This window comes from Paenibacillus sp. JCM 10914, from assembly GCF_001315105.1.
In the GTDB taxonomy this organism is placed as follows: Bacteria; Bacillota; Bacilli; order Paenibacillales; family Paenibacillaceae; genus Paenibacillus_AQ.
In genome coordinates this window covers 1-23,534 of sequence record NZ_BAZR01000021.1, presented here as the reverse complement: position 1 = coordinate 23,534, position 23,534 = coordinate 1, and the positions used below count along the sequence as shown (strand labels likewise).

Annotated in this window: 17 protein-coding genes and 4 pseudogenes; 7 read left to right on the top strand and 14 right to left on the bottom strand. The window is 48.1% G+C overall.

Annotated elements, in window-relative coordinates; translation table 11 throughout:
- Window positions 1-10 precede the first annotated feature (10 nt).
- A complete protein-coding gene (locus JCM10914_RS19710) occupies window positions 11-1,390 on the bottom strand; it encodes a Glu/Leu/Phe/Val dehydrogenase (RefSeq protein WP_023963958.1) in 1,380 nt (459 codons plus the stop codon).
- A gap of 308 nt (window positions 1,391-1,698) precedes the next feature.
- Here JCM10914_RS19710 and JCM10914_RS19705 point away from each other — a divergent pair, with 308 nt between their 5' ends.
- The 6 genes from JCM10914_RS19705 (at window position 1,699) to JCM10914_RS19690 (ending at window position 6,798) form a co-directional block, all read left to right on the top strand.
- Window positions 1,699-2,877 (top strand): ROK family transcriptional regulator, encoded by a 1,179-nt coding sequence (locus JCM10914_RS19705; protein ID WP_023963956.1) that lies wholly within the window; start codon window positions 1,699-1,701, stop codon window positions 2,875-2,877.
- Between the two features lie 14 nt (window positions 2,878-2,891).
- Window positions 2,892-4,172, top strand: a complete 1,281-nt coding sequence (locus JCM10914_RS19700) for a hypothetical protein (protein ID WP_036719163.1) — start codon at window positions 2,892-2,894, stop codon at window positions 4,170-4,172.
- Between the two features lies 1 nt (window position 4,173).
- On the top strand, window positions 4,174-4,686 hold the full coding sequence (locus tag JCM10914_RS31475) for a sugar MFS transporter (RefSeq protein ID WP_023963950.1): 513 nt from the start codon (window positions 4,174-4,176) through the stop codon (window positions 4,684-4,686).
- 26 nt (window positions 4,687-4,712) lie between these two features.
- Window positions 4,713-5,369, top strand: a complete 657-nt coding sequence (locus JCM10914_RS31470; RefSeq protein ID WP_023963948.1) for a sugar MFS transporter — start codon at window positions 4,713-4,715, stop codon at window positions 5,367-5,369.
- Between the two features lie 215 nt (window positions 5,370-5,584).
- Window positions 5,585-5,977, top strand: a complete 393-nt coding sequence (locus tag JCM10914_RS30710) for a hypothetical protein (RefSeq protein ID WP_023963946.1) — start codon at window positions 5,585-5,587, stop codon at window positions 5,975-5,977.
- 17 nt (window positions 5,978-5,994) lie between these two features.
- Window positions 5,995-6,798 carry a hypothetical protein gene (locus tag JCM10914_RS19690; RefSeq protein ID WP_231638712.1) on the top strand — a complete coding sequence of 268 codons (804 nt, stop codon included), beginning with the start codon at window positions 5,995-5,997 and terminating at the stop codon, window positions 6,796-6,798.
- Window positions 6,799-6,856: 58 nt separating this feature from the next.
- Here JCM10914_RS19690 and JCM10914_RS19685 read toward each other — a convergent pair whose 3' ends face one another.
- Window positions 6,857-7,576, bottom strand: coding sequence for a YebC/PmpR family DNA-binding transcriptional regulator (locus JCM10914_RS19685; protein WP_023963942.1), 720 nt, complete (start codon window positions 7,574-7,576; stop codon window positions 6,857-6,859).
- 457 nt (window positions 7,577-8,033) lie between these two features.
- Between JCM10914_RS19685 and JCM10914_RS19680 the strand changes: the two genes are divergently transcribed.
- Window positions 8,034-9,239, top strand: coding sequence for an MFS transporter (locus tag JCM10914_RS19680; RefSeq protein WP_023963940.1), 1,206 nt, complete (start codon window positions 8,034-8,036; stop codon window positions 9,237-9,239).
- Window positions 9,240-9,327: 88 nt separating this feature from the next.
- Here JCM10914_RS19680 and JCM10914_RS19675 read toward each other — a convergent pair whose 3' ends face one another.
- The 12 genes and pseudogenes from JCM10914_RS19675 to JCM10914_RS19615 form a co-directional block, all read right to left on the bottom strand.
- On the bottom strand, window positions 9,328-9,957 hold the full coding sequence (locus JCM10914_RS19675; RefSeq protein WP_023963938.1) for a TetR/AcrR family transcriptional regulator: 630 nt from the start codon (window positions 9,955-9,957) through the stop codon (window positions 9,328-9,330).
- Between the two features lie 186 nt (window positions 9,958-10,143).
- A pseudogene (locus JCM10914_RS19670) lies at window positions 10,144-10,715 on the bottom strand (permease).
- Window positions 10,716-10,849: 134 nt separating this feature from the next.
- Window positions 10,850-12,574, bottom strand: a complete 1,725-nt coding sequence (gene cysI, locus JCM10914_RS19665) for an assimilatory sulfite reductase (NADPH) hemoprotein subunit (protein ID WP_023963934.1) — start codon at window positions 12,572-12,574, stop codon at window positions 10,850-10,852.
- A 44-nt stretch (window positions 12,575-12,618) separates the two neighbouring features.
- Window positions 12,619-14,468 (bottom strand): annotated as a pseudogene (locus JCM10914_RS19660) (assimilatory sulfite reductase (NADPH) flavoprotein subunit).
- A gap of 261 nt (window positions 14,469-14,729) precedes the next feature.
- Window positions 14,730-15,386, bottom strand: coding sequence for a bacillithiol biosynthesis deacetylase BshB2 (gene bshB2 / locus JCM10914_RS19655; protein ID WP_023963928.1), 657 nt, complete (start codon window positions 15,384-15,386; stop codon window positions 14,730-14,732).
- A gap of 26 nt (window positions 15,387-15,412) precedes the next feature.
- Window positions 15,413-15,757, bottom strand: a complete 345-nt coding sequence (locus tag JCM10914_RS19650) for a YojF family protein (RefSeq protein WP_023963926.1) — start codon at window positions 15,755-15,757, stop codon at window positions 15,413-15,415.
- Between the two features lie 234 nt (window positions 15,758-15,991).
- A pseudogene (locus tag JCM10914_RS19645) lies at window positions 15,992-16,791 on the bottom strand (helix-turn-helix domain-containing protein).
- 184 nt (window positions 16,792-16,975) lie between these two features.
- Window positions 16,976-18,064 (bottom strand): Gfo/Idh/MocA family protein, encoded by a 1,089-nt coding sequence (locus JCM10914_RS19640; RefSeq protein ID WP_023963920.1) that lies wholly within the window; start codon window positions 18,062-18,064, stop codon window positions 16,976-16,978.
- 17 nt (window positions 18,065-18,081) lie between these two features.
- Entirely contained in the window at window positions 18,082-19,035 is a 954-nt protein-coding gene (locus tag JCM10914_RS19635; RefSeq protein WP_023963918.1) for an AraC family transcriptional regulator, read from the bottom strand.
- 22 nt (window positions 19,036-19,057) lie between these two features.
- Window positions 19,058-20,059 carry a Gfo/Idh/MocA family protein gene (locus JCM10914_RS19630; protein ID WP_023963916.1) on the bottom strand — a complete coding sequence of 334 codons (1,002 nt, stop codon included), beginning with the start codon at window positions 20,057-20,059 and terminating at the stop codon, window positions 19,058-19,060.
- Window positions 20,060-20,214: 155 nt separating this feature from the next.
- Window positions 20,215-20,739, bottom strand: coding sequence for a YfiT family bacillithiol transferase (locus JCM10914_RS19625; protein ID WP_023963914.1), 525 nt, complete (start codon window positions 20,737-20,739; stop codon window positions 20,215-20,217).
- Between the two features lie 144 nt (window positions 20,740-20,883).
- Window positions 20,884-23,534: pseudogene (locus JCM10914_RS19615) on the bottom strand (beta strand repeat-containing protein); the annotation flags it as partial.

Genomic DNA, 23,534 nt, shown 5'->3' with positions numbered 1-23,534 from the left:
GGCTTATCTATCAAAACAACTTGCCCTGTATATACAGATTGGTGGATAGCTTCATAACAGCGTGACTATAGCATATCTTTCGCAAAGGCTTGCCAGTGCCCAGATAAGAATGAAAGATTGAATTCATGGTCGATTTCATCTTATCGAACAACATCGTGTACACTTCTTCTTCCGTATAGAACAACGTTTCCCTTCCTTGCAGCCATTCAAAATAAGACACGATTACACCGCCAGCGTTAGCCAAGATATCCGGAATGACAATGACTCCTTGCTGTGCCAGGATCTGATCCGCTTCGCCGGTGATTGGTGCATTAGCGCCTTCAACAAGGATACGGGCCTTGACCTGTTCCACATTATCTTCCCTGATTTGATCTTCGAGTGCCGCGAGTACCAACACATCAACGCCCAAATACAATATCTCTTCCCTGTCCCTGATCTCAGCCTGAATCCCGGCCTCCATTAATTCGTCGCTGGTCCGTGGCAGCTCTCCATTATTAGACGAGCTGAATAACACGAGAGAGGATATGTCCAAGCCCTCCTGATTCAGGAGGGTCACATTTCGATCACTCACAGCGACTACCTTGTTATTTAGATAGGAACATCGATAAGCTTCCAATGCAGCAACTGAACCTACGTTGCCAAATCCCTGTACCGCAACCGATAAAGGCTGTTTCCATTTGGCCAGTGCCGTCTGGGCATAAGTACAAGTCGTATCGACTAGCCGTTCCTGATGTTCATTCAAGTAGTCATGCAATAAATATCGAAGTGTATAGTAGGCTCCTTTCCCCGTCGCCTCTCTTCTCCCCTGAGAACCACCGTTCATAACACTCTTCCCCGTAAAACTCCCCAGATACGGCTTGCCGGGATTGATGCTCTTATATTCGCTCATCATCCAATCCATCTCACGCTGACCGGTACCAACATCCGGAGCCGGAATATCCTTGTCTGGTCCCAAGACGTCGCTGAAGTACTGAACATATTTTTTACATATCATATACATTTCGCGCACGGTGTATTCTCTCGGATTAATTGCGACTCCACCCTTACCACCACCGAAAGGAACCTCATGCAGGGCATTCTTGAGTGTCATCAAAGCTGCGAGATTTATGACTTCTTCCTCGTTGACAGATTCATGAAAGCGGATGCCACCTTTATAAGGTCCAAGCGTATCATTATGTTGCATGCGAAAGGCAGGAATGCGAAACACCTCACCATTCTCACGAACAATCCGTAGAAAAGACTTATGAATATGATTCGGGGTAGATAGTATCGCCCCAAGGGAATGGAATGCCTTCGTGCGGTCAGCCCCTTGCAATTGCGGTAAAAAAGCGACCTCCTCCAGCAAATGCTCCAATGAACGCTCAATAATGTCTGTCGTTTGTTTAGCCAAACATAACCAGCTCCCCTCCTATGTATTACGTTAATTATACCCGATTTAGTGGACGTAAATCGCTTGTCGTCTTCAATTCAATTGGATCAGAACCCCGATCGGGTTTAGAATAATGAGCTTTTCTGGACTAGGACCGATAATTTTTCCATTGACATCGTTTTCATTAAGGATATATTATAAACTTATATTAACGGATACAATAACAAACAGTATCTAATCGATCAAGATATCAAGGATTTACAACCAATTAGGTTTATATTATATACTTAAATGGTAAACGATTAGCTGAATGTAGAAAGAAGTGATGAATGAATATGGAAGTACATCTGCCCAGCACGATCCGCAAAATGAACCAAGAGATTGTACTCAATTCCATTAAGGACACGGGTCCCATCTCCCGAACAGAAATTGCCAAGCAAACGGGTATCACGAAGGCAACGGTGTCGGACATCGTCAAAACCCTCATTGAGGAAGGATTAATCTACGATGAGAAAGAAGACGCCGATCTTAGTAAGCGCGGCACTCGACTTCACTTTGCGAAGTTCGCTGCGTATGGAATTGCCATTGATCTAGGTGGAACCACTCTGCATTTTGGCCAATTCAATCTCGCAGGTGAATGCATGGCAAGGCATACCGTTGCCACTTACCACTGTGATACAAGTCAACAATTCCTTGAATTAATGGCAGGGGATCTGGAGGAATTCATTCAACAGTCCAACCAGCCGCGTGAACGGCTTGCTTTTATTAGCATCGCCACACCCGGAATCGTCGATCCCACGAGCGGGATTGTGCTTGAAGGCTCGCCTAATTTACCGCAATGGGAGAACATCGGACTTGGTGAATTTTTCAACCGGCATTTTAACGTCCCTGTTACCGTAGAGAATGACGTACGCGCAGCCCTTATTGGCGAGATGTATGCAGGGGCCTTGCAGAAACTCAACTCTGCTGTCCTCATCGGCATTGGAACGGGGCTTGGATCAGCCATTCTGATCGATGGCAAGGTCATTCGCGGTGCACACAATGCTGCCGGCGAGATAGGTTATATGATGTTCCAGCCGCAACAGTTATATGCTCCGTCAGAGAAAGGTCACTATGAAATGATCTGTTCCGGCTCCGGTCTGGAAGCTGCAGCTTATGAGACTCTTGGACGAAAGGTTTCTGCAGCCGAAGTGTTTGAAATGGCGCGCAATCACGATATTCAAGCTACTCACCTCATCCAGCGGTTTGAGGATCACCTGGCAATGGGCATTCTCAATATCATATCCATCCTTAACCCGGAGAAAATTCTGCTTATGGGTGGCGTGACTTCATCGTTATCCCTGCCACAACTCAATGCTAAAGTCTCGCTGCATACAAGCCATGTGAAAGACGTATCTATTGAAATCTCCGAGCTTCAGCATCAATCGGCACTGCAAGGCATTGCGATTCTAGGCTTGAAGCAGGCCTATCCATCGCTGCACTACATGAATGATAAACAACTCTATTAAGGAGCGTGAGCAACATGTCAGGCATTCAAATCCATCCACATGACATCATTGATGAGGGTATGCCCCAGATTATGTCGTATATTCGAAAGCTGCAAGATGTACGTTATATCTTCCCAGAAGTCAACACGATCTTCGAGAGAAATCCCAACCCCATCGGCAATCTGCCGCGGAATCAGGTTCATGACGTTGTCTTCGGAAACGGAACGATGCACGCCATACTCCCTTCTTATGAAGATGCTGGTCTGGATCAGCGCAGAGAATCGACTCTGACCGACGAACATGACCCTTTAATGATCATTAAGGATGCGCTCGTAGAGGAAGAATACGAGATCATACCATGGCTCAACATACTGAATGGGCACTTCGAAGGCAAATTGCTGGAGAACAATCTGGTCACCGATGTGAATGGAAACGTGATTCCTCACTGGCTATGTCCTAATGCACCGGATGTCATTGATTTCTGGGAGAAGACGCTCATCGATTTGCGTAAACGTTACGGATTTACGACGTACATGATTGACCGTATTCGTTATCCCGATTGGGGTGGCGAGGAAGTGAACCCTTACGGATTGCTTACTTGCTTCTGCCCGCATTGTCAACGGATGATGAAGGAACAACACATCGATGTCGAGGACTTGAAACAGGAGGTGCGGAAGTGGATACAACTGTTTGCGGATAAGAACTTTCATGAAGCTGTTGAATTCGCTAAGAATCATTCTGTTATTCAAGCCTGGATTGCGTTCCGTCAGCAGAGCGTAACGGATTTCGTAGAACGTCTCATCCGCCGTGTCAGAAAGGTGAATGAGGAATTCACTTTATGGTTGGACCTCTGGCCACCCGCATACAGCTGGGTGCTTGGACAAGATTATAAGACGATCACCAAACATGCGCCGGCGCTGAAGCATTTTCCATATCACAAGCTTGGCGGGGGTGCGGATGTACAAGGTCTGATCACCTATCTTGCCAACACGCCGGAAGAACAAGAGCAGGCCTTCAAGGCGTTTAAGTCCTTCTTTGAGTTGCCGTACGACCTGTCCTACGAGACATTCAAGCAAGAAGGATTCCCGATCGAGTTTGTAGCGGATCAGAATAACATCGTACGCGAACTCTCGGATCCCGCCATTCGCATCTATAGCGGAATTCAGATGTGGAATGTTTCGCCGAATAATTTGATTGAAGCGATTAAGGCCGGCGAGCGCAGTGCTGCGGATGAATTACTCTACTATTGTTACGGCTGGGCAGGCGACGAGCTATTCGACGCCATCCAGTCTTACCGAGAGAAAGGAATGAACTAACATGCACAAACTTCAGCGTCCGATCATTTACTTTCTCATCTTCGCAACCATGTTCGTCCTCGGTGGTATTCAGAACACCAAGGGTCTGATTCTGGAGAAGGTGCAAACGGATATTAATCTGGACCTTAGTCAGGTTGGTATCATGGTATCCGTCTTTCAAATCGGATTTCTTATAGCCAGCCTCGTGGCCGGTATATTGGCTGACCGTAAAGGAATCAAGATCGTGATGACGGTCGGTACGCTTCTGATGATCCTGGGCTTAATTGGAACCGGCTCATCGTATACCGTTGCGTTCTTCCTCGGATTCTACATTATCGTCGGGGTTGGTATCGGATCGATGACCGTGTCGGTTGCGACGCTTATTCCTACTTTCTTCAAAGAAAAGTCAGGCTTTGTCTTCAATCTTGCGAACGCTTTGTTCGGTGTCGGCATGATTGCAACGCCGCTATTGCTTAACGTGATATTTGCTCAGAATATTAGCTGGAGATTTTTCTATATCGCGTTGCCGTTGTAATTGCTCTTATCCTCATCGCCTTGCTCATGTTCAAGCCCAATCAGAAAGCCGTTCTGGAAGGACAAGAGAAAGTCAGCTTACAATCAGTAGCCCGATTGTTCAAGGATCGTCAGATCCTGTTCGTGATCCTGTTCATTCTGTTCTATGTCGCAGCGGAAGCCGGATTCTTAAACTTCTTCCCGATTCTTTACACTTCGCTGGATATTGCAGGCATGGATCTCGCACAGAAACAATCAACCGCAGCTTACATCATTGCAAGCTTTGCGTTTCTCTTTACCATTGGCCGCTTCGTCGGCGGCTTCATTATCTTGAAGTTGGGTGAGCGACGGACGTTGATTGGCTTCTCGGTATTCGCCCTAATCGCTCTCGTAGTTGGCCGCATTTTCGTTGTCAACGCCAGTTATATGATGATGCTGTTCGGTCTGGCACTATCGGTGCTGTTCCCGACCGCGCAAGGCATTGCCTCGAAGCTTACCAAGCAAGCCGGATCGCTGCAGGGTCTCATCTATGTGGCCTCCGGGCTCGGCGGTGCTGTTGTTGGTTTATTGATCGGTGAAGTGTCCGATGCATTCGGAATTCAAACCGGATTCAATCTGATCTTCGTCTTTACAGCGATCATTACCATATTGGCACTCTTAATTCGAACGCCGAAATTGGTGGGTTCAAGTTCTTCAAGTTCGTAACACAAGTGACAGCAGGCCACCGGGCTCACGAGCTAGGTGGCCTTTGTCCTATTGAAAAGTGGATAGACTTACCGATTTTTTTGTGGGTTGCTGCAACATTTACATATCTCTCACGTCTATGATAACGAAGCAGCAAGTACATTTTACCATTTGAATGTGACTTCGACTGCGTCCTAACTCGAATAGGATAATTTATACATTGGAGGACTACAACGATGAACAAAATTTACAAAGTACTAGCAACTTCAGCCTTGATGGCGATGGTAGCGATGCCAATGGCAAGCGCCCAAGACGTCCCTCCTGCTTCTACTCATACGGGACAAGGAAACGTCCAGCACCAGGTCAAGTCGGTACCTGGTACCATGGGACAAATTAGCAATTATGTTAGCGATGAGCACGGCACTTGGCTTACTGTATCTGGCCGCGGGTTGGCTGCCTCGGATCAAAGCGAGATCCGATTGGCAATTCAAGAAGATACGAAGATCATTGATGCCAAGGGAAATAAGGTCGAACTGCAATCGATCGTGGATAACAACCAGTCAGTTAAGGCTTTCTATAGTCCTGCCATCACGAAGAGCCTGCCAGCCCAAGGTCAAGCATTGACCTGATTGCCATGGATTACAACATGACGGGAATTGAAGGCACAATCAGTGAAATCAATGAACGTGGTATTCTTGTTGAAGGAACCAGTATTTATGAAGGATATGATGAGAGCATCATTCTTCACCTTGATCCAAAAATCAAAATCGTGGACCAACAAGGCACTACTCTAGCATCCAGCGATCTGGAAGTAGGTATGTCGATTAAATCCTTCTATGGCCCTGCCGTTGCACTGAGTATGCCGCCACAGTCCACAACCAATTACATTCAAGTTCAGACCGAAGCTGGCGAGCCAGAGCATGAAGTACCTGCAGGCACGGAAGGAATCGTCACGAACGTGGAAGACGGCAAAGTCACCGTTATCGGCTCACCGCTAGAGACTGGCGGCGTGAACTATGTAATTCTCACCGTTGATAAAGACACGGAGATTGTAGATGGTGATGGTAAACCGTTGACAGCAGATGCCCTCAAGGAATCTGTGCGTGTAGAAGCGTTCTATGGCCAGGTGATGACGATGATCTATCCTGCCCAGACTCATGCGGATAAGATTGTTGTATCCGAGGTGTCCGCCCCTAAGATCGAAGGTACCATCACAGCAACTGAGCGCGCAACCAAAGATCAACTCTATATCAACGTAGGCTCGGATCAGAATACAAATAATGACGTCATCCTTAACATCTCCGAGGATACGCAGGTAATCACGCCACTCGGATTCGAAGCTGAACTGAAACCAGGTACCAAGATTGTTGCTTATCATTCACCGGTTATGACCAAATCTTTGCCGCCAATCACAGCAGCAGAAGTGATTCTTGTGCAGAGCGAAGAATAAGCCCCATATATAAAAATAAGGCATCCCATAAGATTGTATGGGATGCCTTATCTATGTTCTACTCTTCGAATTCTACGTTATGGTAGACTTGTTGTACGTCTTCCAGGTCTTCCAGCGCATCAATCAGCTTCTCGAATTGTGTTTGGCTGTCTGCCGGCAAAGAAACGAAATTCTGTGCCAGCATCGTCAACTCGGATACCGTAAACTCAGTAACGCCTGCCGCCTTGAATGCTTCCTGCACGGCATGGAACTGGTCCGGTTCTGCATAGACGATGACCGCGTCATCCTCTTCCAGGATATCGCGCACATCCAGATCAGCTTCAAGCAGCAAATCCATGACCTCTTCCGATGTCTTACCTTCAACTCCGAACACTGCCGTTGGATCGAACATATAAGATACCGAGCCACTTACGCCCATGTTACCGCCGTTCTTGTTAAAAGCAGAGCGTACTTCCGGGGCTGTACGGTTCACGTTGTTCGTCAAGGCGTCAACAATGATCATGGAACCATTCGGACCAAAGCCTTCATAACGAAGCTCCACGTAATTCTCGTCCCCGCTGCCCTTGGCTTTTTCCATAGCTCGATCGATAATGGCTTTGGGCACATTGTATGTTTTAGCGCGTTCAAGCACAACTTTCAGCGCACGGTTCGACTCTGGATCGGGTTCGCCCTTCTTGGCTGCCACATAAATCTCAACACCGAACTTCGCGTAGACGCGACTTGTATTCGCATCTTTGGATGCTTTTTTCTCTTTAATATTATTCCATTTACGGCCCATACATTTCCGCTCACTTTCATTATTGAATCTGTAGCCGGTATTCAATAAATACCCTTGTCCATTATATCTCTATTAAGTAGCACGAACAAGGTTTAGCGCTTAAATCGTAGGAAAATAGGTAAACTCGCCCCATGAAAAAGGCACTAAACGATGCGCTTTGAAGCGGGTAAACTTTGCATCTCTCTTTCATCTCGAATCCTTAGCCGCTCGAAAGTTCATGATTTTGTAATTTGGTATTTTTCGGTTGAAGTTTATTTTATCTGTAAAAGGCATATCCCGCTTATGAATACATGCGGGATGTGTCTTTTTTGGTGTGCATAAGTAGACAAAATTTATTTTTGTTGATTATTTATAGATATAATATTATTATGTCTATGTATAAACAGACTAATATACAATTAGTTTGTTTTTCATCTTTCCTTCAGTTCACACTGATTACGAAAGGAGAATCATTGTTTTGCTTAACAACCTGTATGTCCGAACAATCATCATGTCACGTGTTCTCTTGCACCTTGGCATTTGGGTCCGAAACTTTGCGATTCTGTTATATGTGACAGACTTAACAGATAACAATCCCATGTATGTCTCACTTATATCCGTCGCCGAATATGCTCCCATCTTCCTGTTCGCTTTTATAGGCGGTACATTCGCAGATCGCTGGCGTCCCAAACGAACCATGGTTCGTGCGGATGTATTGTCGGCCGTTTCCGTCTTTCTCGTACTGATTGCTATTCATAACGGCTCCTGGCAAGCGCTGCTGATCGTTACATTCTTTTCTGCCATAATGTCTCAGTTCTCACAGCCTTCTGCGATGAAGTTGTTCAAACAGCATGTACCGGAAGATCAGCTTCAATCCGTCATGGCCATGTTTCAATCCTTAGTCGCCTTCTTTATGGTGATCGGCCCCATTGCAGGAGCATATGTATACCAGACGTTCGGCATTGAAGCATCCCTTATCGTAACGGGCGTATTATTCCTAGGTTCCGCTCTGACCCTGTCCTTTCTGCCGAGAGATCAACATAATCAATCCAGATCCGAACAACGGAACCTCTTGCAAGAAGCGATGGAAGGTCTTCGCTATGTTTGGAATAACCGTACTTTGCGAACACTGGGCATGACCTTCGCCGCCGCCGGGCTTGCAGTCGGGCTAATTCAACCCATGATGCTGTTTGTCACCATTGAGAATCTCGGGCAAGATAAATCTTTTCTGCAATGGTTGTTAACAGCGAGCGGCACTGCGATGCTTGTTGGAGGCGCCGTTGCCATGGTGTTAGCCAAAAAAATATCGCCGCAATCCTTGCTGGCACTTGGCCTAATCGTCAGTGCATTGGGCAACCTGGGCATCGGCTGGTCAACGAGCATCTTTTTCACACTGCTGCTGCAAGTGATCAATGGTTTCTTCAATCCCACCATACACATCGGGATCAACACGCTGATTCTGACCAATACGGAAGGTCCTTACATCGGACGCGTAAGCGGCGCCCTGACGCCGATCTTCATGGGCATGATGGTCATCGGTATGTCGCTAGGCGGATTACTAAAAAATCAATATTCCTTGTTCGCTGTCTTCTCAACCAGCGCCCTCTTATTTCTGGTTGGCACAATCATGCTCATTCCTTTGTTTAAAAAGAGCATGAATGCCACTAGAAGCCTGGAGCGATGATGGAACGCATCCCAGGCACATCTGTCAACGTTGGCTGCTGAAACTAACAAAAAAACGTCTATCCGAGTTTCGGCTAGACGTTTATCTCTTATTTATTCATGCTAATTCTGTGTTTAAATCCCGTAAGCATCACTTCAAATGCTTCATCAAAAGTAGGGGAAAGTCGGTTCATAAGCTGTTCAACCGACTCCTCTGAACTCGTATAAGTAGCGACAATACCATTAAGGGAGAAGAATAAAATTCGGGAGTACATTAGCAGCTTTTGATCATCCGAACCCAACTTTAGACAAGCCTGTAAAGCCCCAGTAAATTTACCAAACATCAGATTACGCAATTGATTAAGCTCCATGTCAGTGTTTTTGTCGTCAACCTGCACCGACTTTACCGCGATGAAAAGATTGTACGTATTTCGATTGGTTAGACAAAAAACGATAAACTCCAGGCTGATAGCCTTCAGTATATCCTCAGGATCAAATTCTTCTCCAAGCAGGGCCTCGATCTTAACTAGGAGCGCTTGAAGCGGTGGCATGGAAAGATGCGTAAGCAGCGCTTCTTTGTCCTTGAAGTAAATATAAATCGTCGTGTGCGAGCAGCCTGCCTCTTTGGCAATTTCTCGCATCGTTACAGAATCGTACCCCTTACTTGCAAAAAGTATTTCCGATGCCGCAACGATTTTTTTTATCGTTTCCTCCGACTTTTGCTTCTGTTTGGTCGTCACAAGCAGCCCTCCTTGATACTATGGACATTGTAACTACCGTTGTTTCAAGTGTCAAATGCGGCGTTTAGTTCGAGCACCGGGCATCGAGCCACCCGCAAACGACAGTAAAGAGCAGCATAAACAAAATAAAGCTCATGTGCATAGCCCCCTCTGATTAACGACTTTGCCAATCTTTGAATATTCGATTTAAAAAAGTCCCATCACGTCAGTAATAAGTGAAAGTGCCAGCAGGAGCCCCATCACTCCCGAAGCAAGGTAAGCAGATTTTCTGTTCTTTCCTTCTGTCCTTTTAGCATAGAAAATAAGTACATCGAGAATCCAACAACCAGCAGTGCAACTTCTAGTCCGATCGAGAGGCTCTTGTACTCCCACGCCCCAAGGCCAAGTAAAGGCAAATCTCCTATATTGCCTGGTAAAAGCGGCATATCCGCACGGTGCATGATCAGATCAAGAATCCAATGGCTGAACACGACGGCTCCTATAGTAAAACCTGCCCGCTTGCCCCATAATCGTCTGGCTAAAAGCCCTGCCAGAAGAGCAATGATCATGGTACCGAACAGCGAATGCGTATAATCGGCATGGATGATCGCACCGCCATAACCGCCACCGTGCTTATCGTCTATCGTTTCTACTCCCGCAATCAATAAAGGAACAAACGCAACGTCAAGCAATTGCGTTCCAAGCATCAGTGCCCAAAGCGGCACCTCCGGCACCTTAGCCTTTACCCCTGCAGCCAATCCGAAATGTCCTGCAAACATATCGTCACCCTCTCCACTATATTTATAACCAACGGTTATTAACCAATGGTTATATTTTAGCAGTGGGTTACTCTTTCGTCAACAAAAAACCGGAGCTCTCCTCAAGGAGAGCTCCGGTTCGAAAGTGTATAGCATTATGCGTGAAATTGCTGTCCGTCCAATACTTCCTTTACATAACCTGCACGAATAACATAATCGCCAAAGTGCTCGCCTTGCTCACGCTCTGCTGCATACCGAGAGATCATCGGACGGAGCGAATCCAGAATTTCATGCTCACCAATGTTCTCCTTAAACAACTTGTTCAATCGGTTGCCAGAGAAACCACCGCCCAAGTACATGTTGTACTTGCCTGGAGCCTTGCCAATAAACGCGATTTCTGCGAGCATCGGTCGTGCGCATCCGTTCGGGCATCCCGTCATCCGGATGACGATATCCTCTTCACGCAGGCCGTTCTCTTCCAGCATCGGCTCGATCTTATCGAGCAAGCTTGGGAGATAACGCTCTGATTCAGCCATCGCAAGTCCGCAAGTAGGCAATGATACGCAGGCCATCGAGTTCCTACGAAGCGCAGAGTAATGGATACCGTCAGTAAGTCCGTATCGTTTTATGAGTTCCTCGACTTTTTTCTTCTTATGGCTGGTCACATTGGATATGATGAGATTCTGATTTGCTGTCAGTCGGAAATCGCCAGTGTGTATTTTGGCAATCTCGCGAAGACCTGTCATCAATAAGTAGTCGGCATCGTCTTTTACCCGGCCGCTCTGGATAAACATAGTAAAATGCCATTTACCATTCGTTCCCTTGACCCAGCCGTAACGGTCACCATTATCATCAAAATGGAACGAACGTGACTCTTCCAGATTCCATCCAAGACGGGCGTTCAGTTCATCGATAAACCAATCAACACCTCGATCATCGATTGTATATTTGAAACGAGCATGCTTCCTCACCGCCCGATCGCCATAATCACGTTGAATCATGACCGTTTTCTCAGCCACATCAATGATTTGCTCAGGTTTACAGAAACCGATTACCTTTGCAACCTGAGGATAGGTCAGCGGATCGCCGTGAGACATCCCCATACCACCGCCCACGCTAATATTAAACCCGACCAGCTTGCCTTCCTCAACAATAGCGATGTAACCCAAGTCTTGTGAGTAAACGTCGACATCATTGGATGGAGGAATCGCCATACCAATCTTGAATTTACGTGGTAAGTACACTGGACCATAAATCGGCTCTTGTTCTTCCGCTTCCTCACGACTGTCTACTACCTTCTCGCCATCGAGCCATATCTCATGATATGCGCGGGAACGCGGGTCCAGGTGATCACTGACCTTACGCGCCCACTCGTACACTTCCGAATGAATCTCAGATTGATACGGATTAGGGTTCAGCATCACGTTGCGGTTCACGTCGCCGCAAGCAGCCAGCGTGCTTAATAGCGATTCGTTAACCTCCTGAATCGTGCTCTTGAGGTTCCATTTCAAAACGCCATGGAGTTGGAAGGATTGACGCGTCGTCAAGCGGATCGTTCCATTCGCATATTGCTGTGCAACACGGTCCATCATCAACCACTGTTCCGGCGTGACAACGCCGCCTGCTGCCCGAACTCGAAGCATGAACTGAAAGGCAGGTTCCAGCTTTTGCTTATGCCGTTCATTACGCAGGTCTCGGTCATCCTGCATATAACTTCCGTGGAACTTCATCAACCGGTTATCATCTTCTGGAATCGAACCCGTGATTCGATCTTCCAGCGTCTCCGTCAGACTGCCACGCAGATAGTTACTTCGTCTCTTAATATCTTCAACATCGCTGTGCGGTGCACTATTCGGTGATAGCAAATTGTTATCCGACATATCCCTGTTCTCCTCTCGTAACCTTCGGGTAGTCCGATTGCAGCTTAATACACGTCCCGTTGGTAACGTTTCTGTTGCAGCATTAAAGTTAGATACTCTGCAGCTTCTTCTGGGCTTAAGCCGCCCTCCTGTTCAAGAATGGCTCCCAGAGCCGAATGCACATCATGTGCCATCTTCTTCTCATCGCCGCACACGTAGACGTGCGCCCCGTCCTGGAGCCATTGATACAGCTCCTTGCTCTTTTCCAGCATCCGATGCTGTACATATACTTTTTGATCGGTGTCACGGGAGAAAGCTACATCCATCTGCGTCAGCACGCCATCCTTGAGCCAGCGCTGCCACTCGATTTGATACAAGAAGTCCGTAGAGAAGTGCTGATCACCGTAGAATAGCCAGGATTGCCCCTCAGCTCCAGTCTCCTCTCGCTCCCCAAGGAAGGCCCTGAATGGAGCTACTCCCGTACCGGGACCGATCATGATGATAGCCGTGTTCGGATCCTCAGGCAACTTGAAGTTCGAATTGTGCTGGATATAGACTGGCAAAGTGTCTCCAGCTGCTATACGCTCTGCCAATTGTACCGTACATACACCATTACGGTTTCTTCCATGTGCATCATATCTGACCGTCCTTGCCGTAATATGAACTTCATCCGGAAATGCGCTCGGACTGCTGGATATCGAATACAGGCGACCCGGGATTTTGCGGAGTATCGAGACGAATTCAGCCGCACTTACGTTCTGCAATCCATAGTCACGAACCAAATCCAGCAGATCCCGCTCTGTTATATAATCTCTAAAATCCTGTTCGCGGCCTGGTGCCAACAATTCTTGAAGTCCTTGATTACCAGTAAGCTTCGCAATTTGTTCAACCAACGGCTTGGTCAGCACGGTAATCTCAAAATGTCGCAGCAAAGCGTCACGCAACGAACGAGCCTCTCCGCTCTTATTCACCAAAACGGTATCGTCCGAACTCCACGACATCTCCGATATGAACTCATCTACTAATCCCGGGTGGTTCTCCGGATAGATCCCAAGCTATCGCCTGGTTGATATTGCAGATTGGAACCCTCCAACGATATCTCGATATGACGCGTTTCCCGGTCTGATCCTCGACCGTTCAGATTGAGGTTCTCCAGAACCTCGGCTCGAAACGGATTGCTACGCGAATATTCCGATTCCGTACTACTGCTCAAGGCAACCGCGCTTACTTCTTCTACTGCGGATGATCCAGTTCCACTTCCGCTCAAGGATGTGAGAACTTCATTCATCCACTCGGCAGCCGCCTCATCAAAATCCACATCACAATCGACTCTAGGTGAAAGACGCGTACCACCTAATTCCTCAAGACGTTTGTCAAAATCCTTGCCGGTCTGACAAAAGAACTCATACGAGGTGTCCCCCAGCGCCAGTACGGAATATTGCAACGTTTCTACCTTCGGTGCCCGTTTGCTATGCAAAAACTCATAGAACGGAATCGCGTTATCCGGAGGCTCTCCCTCACCATGCGTACTTACAATAATCAGCAGATTCTGAAGTTTCTTCAGATTATTCGGCTTAAAGTCACTCATGGAGGATAAGGTGACGAGGGCCCCGGTTTCTTCTAATTTCTTAGATAATTTCTTGGCCAGACCGTGACCATTCCCTGTTTGCGATCCAAATAATATCGTGATTTCTTTCGGTGCGGAGCTCACGGGTGCTGGTGCAGCTACGCTCCCAGACCGTGACACATCGCCGATAGGAGCTGTAGCAATCGCAGAGGCTGCTGCCGTAGCTTGCATTGCTGTAATGAATCCACTGAGCCAAGTTCGCTGCGATTCCGTCAGTGTTGGCAACAGGCGGTTTAACAACTCCACCTGCTCTTGATTAAACGGACTGTTACTTACTTGAAGTTCCAACTATTATCCACCTCACCAAAGCATCCATGATAAATTCCTAGTATTACGATATACTTTAAAATCCTACTCTTACGAACCTATCATAGCTAAGGGGGGCGGTCAATTACATAGTTCTTATAACACCTATCAGTTTTACTGATAAGTGAAGTAATCTCTTAATTCATAACGTCTTTGCAAATCGCAGTAAACCCTATTTTAATACTCCGAACATAACAATAAAGGGCCGCACACTGTGCGGCCCTCGCCTATTCAAAGATTCCATTATGCAAATGTATATGTCCAGAAACGCTCCGTACCAAACCGCTGCTCAACTTCTTTGGCTTTCATCTGCTTCTCGCCAAGCAGCTCGGCCGCTTGAAACTGCGAGCGGTGCGCCTGAATCGAATTCATTTTCTGCACCATGAACATCGATACATCTTCCACTACGTCGGGGCTTCCAAGTTCCTGTTCGCAATTTCTGGAGAATGCGAGACAATGCACTTCAGGTCTTTCCTCGAGCGGCAGCTGTTGAATCGTGCGTACGACCGCAGTCCCTGTTGCATCATGATCCGGATGTACACTATAACCAGGGTAGAATGTATAGACGCGTGTCGGTTTGATCTCTTGTAGCAATGAGCCAATTACGCCATCCAGACGAGGCTGATCCTCGAACTCAATGGTTTTGTCGTGGAAGCCCAGCAATCTCAGATCCTGAATTCCAATCGCTTTGCACGACTCTTCCAGTTCCGCTTGGCGAATAACAGGCAGCGTGACCCGATTCGCGAACGGCGGTATTCCCATGTTACGTCCCATCTCACCTAATGTTAGGCAGGCATAAGTAACGTGTGCTCCGTCAACGATTAATTTAGCTAACGTCCCAGACAGACCAAAAGCTTCATCATCCGGATGCGGTAGTATCACCAGTATGTTGTTCCCCATTGTTCCTTGCTCCCCTCTCTCTATCTTTAAAATGGCTCCGGGCTCAGCTGTAGTGCCACAACCAATTTGCCTTGTGTATCATGACCAGCCATGATCAGTCTGCCTGTCTCGCTCTGTTCGAAATGAGTCAATCCTTCGGTGTAGATCCAGCCTTGTTCCATCTTTAATCCAACGCGATACGGTCCATTCCCGGAAATCGATCCGTTAGAATAACGAATGGTAGCATTCGTAATAAAATTCGCTGCCGGATGCTTCGAGCTATCGTGATGGGCAGCATAAGCGCCCGTCGTCATTTCTAAATGAATATATAAATCCTGGTTCTTCAACTGTTCGATTCGATCCTGAACTTCGGCCAGTGTAATGAGTTCCATAGTTCCCTCCAAGTATGAAAAGATGTGAGCACACATGTTATTCTTTATGATAATTCTATCATATTTTAACACGACTTACGTTATCGTCGATTAGCGTGTCACACAATGCGGCATCTCGACTCTTGTTTAAGTATCCTGAATCGCACTGATAATGTCAACTGAATCCATCAGAAAAGGATGAAATCCATGGTTGTACCCATGGATCCCACCCCTACACTTAAATTTATTTTGTAATTATCGTAATATTGGCTCGACTCGTTTAAGAAAATGATCCATTAACAATGGTAATGAAATGAGGATGGGCGGATCGTCCAATCGAGGTACGTGTAGGGTTACTTGTAAAGGCGGTGTCTTGCTGTTAGCGGTAACCGTTACAGGTTCCCTGGATCGCGTGCGCAGTGTTGTCGTCTGAGGCAGCAGGAAATCAACAGCCTGCATCCCCCATGGAACAGAGGTGGCCATCAGATAATAGGTGCCAGGTTTAACATTGCTGAATTGAAAAGAACCGAGCGAAGACAATAAAGTCCCATATAAAGGAAAGCCTTCTGGGATGGGCTTCGCGAATAAGCCGATTAAGATCACTCCTTGAAAAGGTGCTGCAGCTTCAGCTTCAATCGTTCCTTCAACCGTCAGATTCGGATTCTCGATCGGAACAGCTTCACGCCATTGATTCAATTGCTGCAGCGTCTTCAAGTACTTATCCGCATCCTCCATAGAATTGCGAAACTGCGATGGCGTCAAGCTACCCTTTCTGTGAAGCGCGTAGTGAATGTACCCAGACTCTGCTGTCCAACCTCAAGGGCAATCTCCCGGATGTTGAAGTGGGTGTTCAACAGTAAATCCTTAGCTTTCTCCAGGCGGAGAGAGGACACATAATAGAGCGGGGGAATCCCGACCCTATCCTTGAATATCCGCGAGAAGTGGTAAGGGCTGTAACCGATATAACTTGCTAAGGTGGATAATGGCAACGGATCATAAATGTTCTTATGAATATAGGCTATTACTTCGTCAATTTCTGGATATCGATCCGTCATCTCAGTTCCACCATCCCTACCATTGTTGTATATGATAATCCAAAGATTCAATAAACAAGAACAATAGTTCGCGTTTATCTTATCATAATGATGTTGTAATTGGAAGCGATTTATTCGATTTCGACTGCGTCCTATAAAATCATAATAAAAAAAACCGTACACAAGGTACGGCTAGGCTGCAACATTAATCCAGATCCGGTAAATGGATCTCTACTTCTTTTTTGCTCTGAGATGAGCGCAGAATGCCATCCAGTATCGCTTGATTGCGTAGCACCTGCTCACCAGGGATTGGAGCCGGTTTGCCTTCACGGACAGCGTCGACGAAATCTTTGATTTTTTCCTGGAAGACGTTGATTTGATGCTGGATCAATGGAATCGGACTCTCCGTATGGTGACCTTGAATATCATGAAACAAGGAAATCGAGCCTACCTTGCCGTCCCATACTCCGCTCCATGGACCAGATCCCGCCGGCGTAATCTTCATCCCCGCATCGGTACCAAGGAACATGGTTGCCCCAAGCGTATCCATATGCATGGCCCAAGAGGTCTTGAAGTTCAACACCAGATCGCCTTCAAAGCGAATCATCGCTACACCGAAATCCTCAACATTGAACGAACCCGACTCCGAATGATACTTCGGATTGGTTCCAAAGTGATTGGAGGTATACGACGATACGGTCAGCGGTTTCGGATAACCAAGAGCATTCAACGCCATATCCAGTGAATAACAACCGATATCGGCCATCGCTCCAGCTCCGGCTATTTCCTGACGAATGAAGGTTCCGCCTGGCATACCGCGACGGCGACCGCCGCCAGTCTCCACATAATAGACCTTGCCAAGCTCACCCTTCTGTATCAGACTCTTCATGAGACCCATGTTCGGGTCATAGCGAGGCTGAAACCCGACGTTCAACATATAACCCGTTTTCTTCGAGACTTGCACCATTTCAATCGCTTCGTCCAACGTGACGGACATCGGCTTTTCCAACATGACGTGCTTGCCGGCAGACAACGCATCCACCGTCGTTGCATAATGGGCCACGTTCGGCGTACAAATGCTCACACCGTCTAGCTCCAGTTCCAACATTCTACGATGATCATCAAATCCAATCGCACCTTGTAAACCATGACGTTCAATGAATTGATCCGCCCGACCTGGGAGGATGTCGGCTACAGCAACGATCTGTACATCATCAATTTGCTTGTAGTATTTAGCATGTTCTCCGGCAATTCCCCCGCTGCCTATAATTCCAATTCGTATTGCTCTGCTCATTGCTATTACTCCCCCTACTATTTCACATTCATCGTCCGATAAGCCGATGGCGTATAACCGTATCTTTTGCGAAATACCGTGTGCAGATAACTGCCACTGGAAAATCCTTCGCTCAGAGCGATCTTGTCTATCGGCCAATTCGTCTCCGTTAATCGTCGACAGACGGATTCCAGCCGAACATGCTCCAGAATCTCGCTAAATGATCGTCCTTTCGCTTGATCTTTAAAGATACGTTGCAATTGACGCGAACTGATATGCAGTTTATCTGCGACATCCTCCAGCACAACTTCACCAGACGCGTTCGCATTGATATACTCTAATGCCAACTGGTAGCGATATGCCTTCATATCCCTTGAGGGATAATCCGTCTCCAATGGTTCTGCTTCATATGCTCTCACAGCACGTAACAGAATCTGAATAATACATTGTTTGATCGTCGTATACAGACCCGGAAATTTGTCTTGCGAGGCCTGAAATGCCTCCAGAAAGTACGGCATGGCACGATGTAGGTCCGTTGTCGGCTTCAGCGGAAGTCGGCTAATCTTCTCCATGCAGTCCTCTGCCTCTGCCACTTCCCACGGATCGACCAGAGGAAGAGACTCTTCCTCTGGCCGGTCTGAAACAGGATATGGGTCACGCTTTATGATATCCACGTGCAAACAGAGTTCATCCATGGCTTCGTCCGAACTCGCCTCTTGATAATGCAGAACATTAGGACCCGTCAAATAGAATAATCCTTCTCGGAGTGCAAACGGTGTTTCTTCCATAATAACCGTACCCTTGCCGCGCGGGATGAAATGAAATTCATATTCAGCATGTTTGTGAAAGGACACTATCTTACCAGGCGGAAACGAGGTGAGGTGAAACCTCAACACTCTGATCTCGTAATGGCCCCAATGAATTCGCAGGTCAAGCCTCTCCAATGAATCCTTACGGTCCTTCATCGCTTCATATGGAAAATGATGGCTCATGTTGTTATATCATCCTTGTAAATTAAGCTTGTAATTCATCCAGTCGTACCGCGCGTCGTTCCTTAGCCGAGCGATTGGATGCTTCCATCAATTTTGTCAGCTCAATGGCATGAGCCACGTTCTCTTCAGCCACTGTATCTTCCTGAACATGAGAAACCCACTGATCAAATGCACTGGCACGATTCGCAGGCACTGGAACCTCAACCCACGCATCCTTATATTCTTCTTTATTAGAAGAACGAATCAGGAGCTTGCTATCCGGTGTTCCGTATAAAACGGTTCCTTCGGTGCCGTGAATTTCAATCGTAAACGGCGAGAAGTTATTAACAAACCCAGCTTCCACAATCCCTGCAGCTCCAGAGGCTGTTGACAGCGAGGCGACGGCATTGTCTTCCACTTCTTTGCCTGTTATGTATCCAAAATTAGCATGGACATCCACAACTTCTTCTCCCAGGAACAAACGTGTCAAATACATCGGATGGCAACCCAGATCGATTAGTGCGCCACCGCGGCATTCTTCAAGACTGTAGAAATGCTCTGGCAACCATCCGGCCGTTGCACCGTTATGAGACAGACGAACGCGAACCAGCGTTACCTTGCCCAGCAGTCCTTGCTTCAATATATCTTGAATGGCTAATGTGTATCCATCATTTAATCTTGGAAGCGACACGGTCAATTTTACATGGTTGTTCTGAACGGCTTCCACAATCTCGTTCACTTCTTGCAGAGTCGCTGCAATTACTTTCTCAGTGAAAATATGCTTGCCTGCTTTAGCAGCCTTCAACATTACTTCCTTATGCATGGAAGTCGGGGCATCTACAATGACGCCATCAATGTCTTCTTGAGCCAGCATGTCATCCAATGATTCGAAGAACGGTACGCCTTGTTTCTCTGCCGCCTCCTTACCGCGCTGAGGATTCTCATCCCATACTGCTACGATCTGAGCATCCGGGTGCTCCTGAGCTTGTTTTGTATAATCCCATGCGTGTACATGCCAATAACTTATTTTTCCGATTCTAATCATCGTCGTCACCTCAGTATTAAATATTAAGACATTATGCCATTAATCTATCACACAGAAAGCCCAATTCACAGTATAAAATTACGACAATCCATTTAGATATTACGACACACTACTCTAGGATTGAAGATATTCCCTACTGTGGAAACCGAACGTCACTAAATGCCAAGTCGTTCCCTTACCGATGTAATATGAGCAGTGTGATGTTTACCATGCCAAGCGTACATCCCTGTTGAAGCTGCCAGGCTTGTCTCACGTAAAAGTCCAGGGTGATAAAACGTACGCTTAAATTCATACTCCCCCATATTGCTTAATGTAGAAATCCACCGGGCGTGTGTTCCTTCTATTAATTGGAGCGATGGTTCAATATCCATTGTCATGGCATCGTGAAGAGTTGCCCATTTATTCTCATCATATGGTTTAATGGTAGGGTTATCTTCCGTCAAAGCCAGCTTAAATCGAATGTAACTGTTGATATGACTATCCGCTACATGATGCACCACTTGCCGAATCGTCCATCCTCCATCCCGATATGCGATGTCGAGCTGTTCGTTAGTCAAGCCCTTGACTGCCTGATGCAGTTTGTCCGGCAGTTCATCAATATCGCGGATCCACGTATGCAATTGCCCTCTCGTGGGAGGTTCTAGTGGAACGAAGGGACCGATTGGATACCTCAAATCCATAATAACACCTCACATTTTTGCTGAGATAATACCATGCACCGAACATATAGACAACTATTAGTTACAGGAAGTTACTGCATGAAAAAAAGGAAGGACATTTAGGGTGACAAATGTCCTTCCTCACCAAACAAAGAAAATCTCAACTTACCCAATCCGAATGACATTAAATACTTGACCGGAATAAGTTGCCGAGCTACCCGAGCCTGAAGTATTCATGATAATTCTCAGTACATCGCCACTGTTCAAGGTTGTTATATATGACTTATTGGCCTGACCGTTCGTGCCCAGAGTTGCTGCAACGCCTGAAAAGTTCTCTATGGAGAAACTTCCAATGCTCCTGGCATCTTGCGTCGTGCCGTTTAATTGTACATAAAAACTTACGAGACGGTTGGCAGACCCCAGCAGAGTTGACGTAGCAGATAAATGTACGGTGATTGCATAATCAATGTTATATGTGCCTGCCGCACTCACCGTAATGCTGCCACCTGCTACATTGGACACCGTATTTAAGGTTGGACCCGCACCGGTAAACGTCACTTGAGTATTATCCACGACGGTAATTAATGTCGTGGCTGAACCAAATAATGATCCGTAACCTAAAGCGACTGTACCGGTTGGACCGGTTGGACCCGTCGGACCACTGGCTCCCGTTGCTCCGGTAATACCGGTTGCTCCTGCAGGACCCGTGGCGCCCGTTGGACCCGTTACTCCGGTTGGCCCAGTGTTACCGGTGTGGCCAGTCGAACCGATCACTCCGGTATTTCCGGTTGCTCCCGTTATGCCTGTTGCCCCTGCCACACCCGTTGCACCCGTCGGGCCGGTTATTCCGCTCAGACCTGTTGCTCCCGTGTTGCCTGTGTTGCCTGTCGGGCCGGTTACTCCTGTTGGTCCTGTTGAACCGTAGCGCCTGTTGAGCCAGTAACTCCGATTGGTCCGGTTGCCCCTGTTGGACCAGTAACTCCTGTTGAGCCGGTCACACCCGTTGATCCTGTTGAACCTGTTACTCCTGTCGGGCCCGTCGACCCGGTGTTTCCGGTTGGCCCTGTTACTCCCGTTGCTCCGGTCGAGCCAGTCGAACCTACCGATCCGGTATTTCCGGTTGGCCCTGTTACTCCCGTTGCCCCCGTTAAACCAGTAACTCCGATTGATCCTGTCGGGCCGGTTACTCCTGTTACACCGGTGGCGCCGATGGGGCCAGTCGAGCCGACCGCCCCCGTTGATCCTGTTGGACCTGTGGCTCCGATCGGACCTGTCGGGCCGCTTGCTCCTGTTGGACCCGTAACTCCGATTGGTCCTGTCGGACCTGTTGGACCTGTTGAACCCGTTGAACCTGTTACCCCGATCGGGCCAGTTATTCCGATCGGACCGGTGGCTCCGGTTGGGCCTGTTGCTCCTGTGTTACCAGTGGCTCCTGTGTTACCAGTGGCTCCTGTTGGGCCAGTAACTCCGATTGCTCCGGTCGGGCCGGTTGAGCCGGTTATTCCTGTTGGACCTGTGGATCCTGTCGAACCGGTGACACCGATATTACCAGTTGGACCGGTGACTCCCGTTGAACCGGTAACCCCGATTGGGCCTGTGGCTCCGGTAGTCCCAGTTGCACCGGAAACACCCGTTGCTCCTGTTGAGCCAGTAACTCCAATCGCTCCTGTCGGGCCGGTTACTCCTGCTGGACCTGTGGCTCCTGTTGAGCCGGTAACTCCGACCGGACCTGCGACTCCCGTATTCCCGGTTGGACCTGTTGAGCCCGTGGCTCCGATTGCTCCGGTCGCTCCTGTTGCTCCTGTTAGGCCGGTGTTTCCAGTGGGGCCGGTCACACCCGTTGCTCCGATTGGACCTATTGAACCCGTTGCCCCTGTTGAGCCAGTAACTCCGATAACCCCTGTCGGACCGGTCACACCCGTTGCTCCGGTGTTTCCGGTTGGGCCTGTTGTTCCTGTTGCACCGGTAACTCCGATGGTCCCTGTCGGGCCGGTGGCTCCTGTTGGACCTGTGGATCCTGTCGAACCGATAACACCAGTGTTGCCGGTTGCCCCTGTTGGACCAGTTGCTCCGATTGCTCCGGTCGGGCCAGTCGAACCTACCGATCCGGTATTTCCGGTTGGACCTGTTACTCCCGTTACTCCTGTATTACCAGTGGCTCCCGTTGAACCGGTAACCCCGATTGGGCCAGTTGCTCCGGTTGCCCCTGTTGCGCCCGTCACACCGGTTGGACCTGTTACACCCGTTGCACCCGTCGGACCAGTTATTCCGATCGGACCTGTGGCTCCTGTAACTCCGGTTACACCTGTAGGGCCGACCGCTCCGGTGTTTCCGGTTGGACCTGTTGAACCCGTAGCGCCTGTTGGACCCGTTGGACCCGTCGACCCGGTGTTTCCGGTTGGACCTGTTGCTCCCGTTGAGCCGGTAATTCCGATCGCTCCTGTCGGGCCGGTCACACCAGTTGCTCCGATTGCTCCGGTTGGACCCGTTGAACCCGTTGCTCCTGTTACTCCGATTGGTCCTGTCGGGCCGGTTGAGCCGGTGACTCCCGTTGAACCGGTAACCCCGATTGGGCCTGTTGCTCCGGTAGCCCCAGTTGGACCGGTAACACCCGTTACTCCGATTGGTCCGGTTGGGCCTATTGAACCCGTAGCGCCTGTTGAGCCAGTAACTCCAATTGGTCCGGTTGCCCCTGTTGGACCTGTAACCCCGATTGGACCGGTGACTCCTGTTGCTCCTGTCACCCCCGTAGCGCCTGTTGAACCTGTCGGCCCGGTTACTCCTGCTGGGCCGGTTACTCCTGCTGAACCTGTTGC

Bases quoted from the DNA above. Each gene is read 5' to 3' on its own strand.
- JCM10914_RS19705 (WP_023963956.1), top strand. From the start codon at position 1,699: ATGAATATGGAAGTACATCTGCCCAGCACGATCCGCAAAATGAACCAA.
- JCM10914_RS19700 (WP_036719163.1), top strand. From the start codon at position 2,892: ATGTCAGGCATTCAAATCCATCCACATGACATCATTGATGAGGGTATG.
- JCM10914_RS31475 (WP_023963950.1), top strand. From the start codon at position 4,174: ATGCACAAACTTCAGCGTCCGATCATTTACTTTCTCATCTTCGCAACC.
- JCM10914_RS31470 (WP_023963948.1), top strand. From the start codon at position 4,713: ATGTTCAAGCCCAATCAGAAAGCCGTTCTGGAAGGACAAGAGAAAGTC.
- JCM10914_RS30710 (WP_023963946.1), top strand. From the start codon at position 5,585: ATGAACAAAATTTACAAAGTACTAGCAACTTCAGCCTTGATGGCGATG.
- JCM10914_RS19690 (WP_231638712.1), top strand. From the start codon at position 5,995: ATGACGGGAATTGAAGGCACAATCAGTGAAATCAATGAACGTGGTATT.
- JCM10914_RS19685 (WP_023963942.1), bottom strand. From the start codon at position 7,576: ATGGGCCGTAAATGGAATAATATTAAAGAGAAAAAAGCATCCAAAGAT.
- cysI (WP_023963934.1), bottom strand. From the start codon at position 12,574: ATGTCGGATAACAATTTGCTATCACCGAATAGTGCACCGCACAGCGAT.
- bshB2 (WP_023963928.1), bottom strand. From the start codon at position 15,386: ATGGGGAACAACATACTGGTGATACTACCGCATCCGGATGATGAAGCT.
- JCM10914_RS19650 (WP_023963926.1), bottom strand. From the start codon at position 15,757: ATGGAACTCATTACACTGGCCGAAGTTCAGGATCGAATCGAACAGTTG.
- JCM10914_RS19640 (WP_023963920.1), bottom strand. From the start codon at position 18,064: ATGAGCAGAGCAATACGAATTGGAATTATAGGCAGCGGGGGAATTGCC.
- JCM10914_RS19635 (WP_023963918.1), bottom strand. From the start codon at position 19,035: ATGAGCCATCATTTTCCATATGAAGCGATGAAGGACCGTAAGGATTCA.
- JCM10914_RS19630 (WP_023963916.1), bottom strand. From the start codon at position 20,059: ATGATTAGAATCGGAAAAATAAGTTATTGGCATGTACACGCATGGGAT.
- JCM10914_RS19625 (WP_023963914.1), bottom strand. From the start codon at position 20,739: ATGGATTTGAGGTATCCAATCGGTCCCTTCGTTCCACTAGAACCTCCC.